This is a genomic window from Noviherbaspirillum malthae (genome assembly GCF_015352985.1).
Lineage (GTDB): Bacteria > Pseudomonadota > Gammaproteobacteria > Burkholderiales > Burkholderiaceae_D > Noviherbaspirillum > Noviherbaspirillum malthae.
This window is the reverse complement of record NZ_JACYXF010000181.1, coordinates 1-1,434: the sequence shown is the minus strand read 5'-3', so window position 1 is coordinate 1,434 and position 1,434 is coordinate 1. Positions and strand designations below refer to the sequence as shown.

Here is a 1,434-nt window from a genome sequence, read left to right as displayed (position 1 = left end):
GGAGCTATAGTCCAAAGTGGTGTACGGGCTGAGCTCTGAAGGTGGGGAGGAAGGCGGTGGAGATTTTGTTGGAGAATTTTGATTGTCGAGATCAAAACCAACCAACGAAAGAACCCCCACCATGGGCAAGGATAAGCAAGAGACGCAAAATGGTCTACCAGAAATCGGTCTGGGCCTGGACGAACTGGTGCGTCGCGGCGCACGGCAAGTGATTCAGCAGGCGATCGAGGCGGAACTGGCCGAATTGTTGGCACAGTATGCGAACGTGAAGACCCTCGCTGGACGGCAAGCGGTGGTGCGCAACGGTTACCTGCCCGAACGCGATATCGTTACTGCCGCCGGACCGGTAACGGTCAAGGTGCCCAAGGTACGCGACCGCTCCGGCACCGGTGTGAAGTTCAATTCGTCAGTGGTGCCGCCTTATGTCAGGAAGTCCCCCCGCGTGTCGGCAGCTCTGCCCTGGCTGTACCTGAAAGGTATTTCCACCGGCGACATGGGCGATGCGCTGTCGGTGCTGCTGGGCGAGGATGCCAAGGGTCTGTCAGCCAACGTGGTGTCACGCCTGAAGGCGCAATGGGCCGACGAATGGAAGCAGTGGGACAAGCGCGACCTGTCGGCTTGCCGCTGGGTCTATTGGTGGGTTGATGGCATCCATACCGGGGCCAGAAGCGAAGACCATGATGGCCAGTGCCTGTTAGTGATCATTGGGGTGACGCCGGATGGGAAGAAGGAACGGGTGGCCATTGCTGACGGTTTCCGGGAATCGAAGGCGTCCTGGGCCGAGGTGCTGCTGGATCTGAAGGCGCGTGGCTTGAAGGCTGGTCCGCGGCTGGCCATCGGTGATGGTGCGATGGGATTCTGGGCAGCGCTGGAAGAAGTGTTCCCGTCGACGACGGCGCAGCGCTGCTGGTTCCACAAGCTGGGCAACGTGTTGAATGCGCTGCCGGCGACATTGCAGTCCAAAGCCCGTGCCGGATTGCAGGCGATCTTTATGGCTGAAACCAGGGCCGATGCCATCAGCGCGTTCGGGCAGTTCGTCAGTACCTATGGCGCAAAGTATCCGAAGGCAGTGGAAAAACTGGTGCAGGACAAGGACAGTCTGCTGGCATTTTACGACTTCCCGGCGGAGCACTGGCAACACATTCGGACGACCAATCCGATCGAGTCGACGTTTGCGACAGTGCGGCATCGGACCACACGCTCACGCAATTGCCTGTCGCGGGCGACGTTCCTCGGGCTGGCGTTCAAGCTGATGGAAGAAGCAGAAAAGAGCTGGCGCAAGATTCGCGGCGCTGACAAACTCGCCGTGCTGCTGGCAGGCGTGCCGTTCAAGGATGGACTACCGGTGCAGGACAATCCACCGGAACAGCAAAAACTCGCCGCCTGAAGATACTATCCTTCAAGCCGGCCATACACCAGTCTTGACGCTAGCTC

General features: G+C 59.5%; 1 protein-coding gene. It reads left to right on the top strand.

Annotated elements, in window-relative coordinates:
- Window positions 1-121: 121 nt before the first annotated feature.
- Window positions 122-1,387: an IS256 family transposase gene (locus IGW03_RS37625; protein WP_194727479.1), complete on the top strand. Its 1,266-nt coding sequence runs from the start codon at window positions 122-124 to the stop codon at window positions 1,385-1,387.
- Window positions 1,388-1,434: the final 47 nt, after the last annotated feature.

Bases quoted from the DNA above. Each gene is read 5' to 3' on its own strand.
- IGW03_RS37625 (WP_194727479.1), top strand. From the start codon at position 122: ATGGGCAAGGATAAGCAAGAGACGCAAAATGGTCTACCAGAAATCGGT.